This window comes from Rhodococcus sp. YH3-3 (genome assembly GCF_001653035.1).
In the GTDB taxonomy this organism is placed as follows: domain Bacteria; phylum Actinomycetota; class Actinomycetes; order Mycobacteriales; family Mycobacteriaceae; genus Rhodococcus_F; species Rhodococcus_F qingshengii.
This window is the reverse complement of record NZ_BCWH01000021.1, coordinates 1-1,554: the sequence shown is the minus strand read 5'-3', so window position 1 is coordinate 1,554 and position 1,554 is coordinate 1. Positions and strand designations below refer to the sequence as shown.

The 1,554-nt window shown below is 63.1% G+C and carries 1 protein-coding gene; it reads left to right on the top strand.

What is annotated here, in order from left to right:
* A partial coding sequence (locus YH3_RS34615) for an amino acid adenylation domain-containing protein (protein WP_037127572.1) occupies positions 1-1,554 on the top strand: 1,554 nt, incomplete at both ends.

Genomic DNA, 1,554 nt, shown 5'->3' with positions numbered 1-1,554 from the left:
GAGCGTGGGTTGGTGGTGGGTGGTTGGGATGGTGTGGGGGTTGTGGTGGGGGGTTTGACGTTGGTGGATGTGTTGGATGGGCGGTTTGCTGGTGTGGGTGGTGGGGGGTTGGTGTGTGGTGGGGTGGTGTTGTCGTGGGGTGAGTTCGATGTTCGGGTGAATCGTTTTGCGCGGTTGTTGATTTCGTTGGGGGTGGGTCCGGAGTCGCGGGTGTGTGTGGCGTTGTCGCGGTCGGTGGAGTTGTTGGTGGCGGTGTTTGCGGTGGTGCGGGCTGGTGGGGTGTTTGTTCCGGTGGATGTGGGTGCGCCGGTGGAGCGGGTGGGGTTTGTGGTGGGTGTGGTGGATCCGGTGGTGGTGTTGTCGCGGGTTGGTGATGGTGGGTGTTTGCCGGTGGGGGTGGGGTTTGTTGATGTGGGTTGTGTTGATGTTTCGGGTTTTTCGGGTGGTCCGGTGGGGGTGGGGGATCGGTTGGGGGTGTTGTTGCCTGAGCATGCGGTGTATGTGATGTTCACGTCGGGGTCGACGGGTCGTCCGAAGGGGGTGGTGGTGTCGCATGCGGGGGTGGTGAATCGGTTGTTGTGGATGCAGGGGGAGTTTCCGTTGGGTGTGGGGGATGTGGTGTTGCAGAAGACGCCGGTGTCGTTCGATGTGTCGGTGTGGGAGTTGTTTTGGCCGTTGATGGTGGGTGCGCGGTTGGTGGTGGCGGATCCGGGTGGGCATCGTGATCCGGTGTATTTGGTGGGTGTGATCGAGCGGTGGGGGGTGTCGGTGGTGCATTTTGTGCCGTCGATGTTGGAGGTGTTCGTGGGGGAGTTGAGCGTGGGGGAGTTGGGGGTGGGGTGTTCGGGTTTGCGTCGGGTGTTTGTGTCGGGTGAGGGGTTGTCGTCGGTGTTGGCGGGGCGGTTTGCGGGGGTGTGTGGTGCGGAGTTGGTGAATTTGTACGGGCCGACGGAGGCGTCGGTGGATGTGACGTTTCATGTGGTGGAGGGTGTTGTGGGGGTGGGTGTTCCGATTGGTCGGCCGGTGTGGAATACGCGGGTGTTGGTGTTGGATTCGCGGTTGCGGCCGGTTCCGGTGGGTGTGGTGGGGGAGTTGTATGTGGGTGGGGTGCAGGTGGCTCGGGGGTATGAGGGTCGTGTGGATTTGACGGTGGGTCGGTTTGTGGCGGATCCGGTGTCGGGGGTGGTGGGTGCTCGGGTGTATCGGACGGGTGATGTGGTGCGGTGGGGGTGTGGTGGGGTGTTGGAGTTTGTGGGGCGCACGGATTTTCAGGTGAAGGTGCGGGGGCAGCGGGTGGAGTTGGGTGAGGTGGAGGCGGTGTTGGCTGCTCAGGTGGGGGTGGCTGGTGCGGTGGTGGTGTTGCGGTCGGGTGTGGGTGGGGATTTTTTGGTGGGGTTTGTGGTGGGTGAGGTGGGGGTGGTGGTCGATGAGGTGGTGGTGTTGGAGGGGGTGCGGAGGTCTCTTCCGGGGTTCATGGTGCCGTCGGTGGTGGTGGTGTTGGGGGAGTTTCCGGTGACGGTGCATGGGAAGTTGGACCGTAAAGCCCTCCCGGAC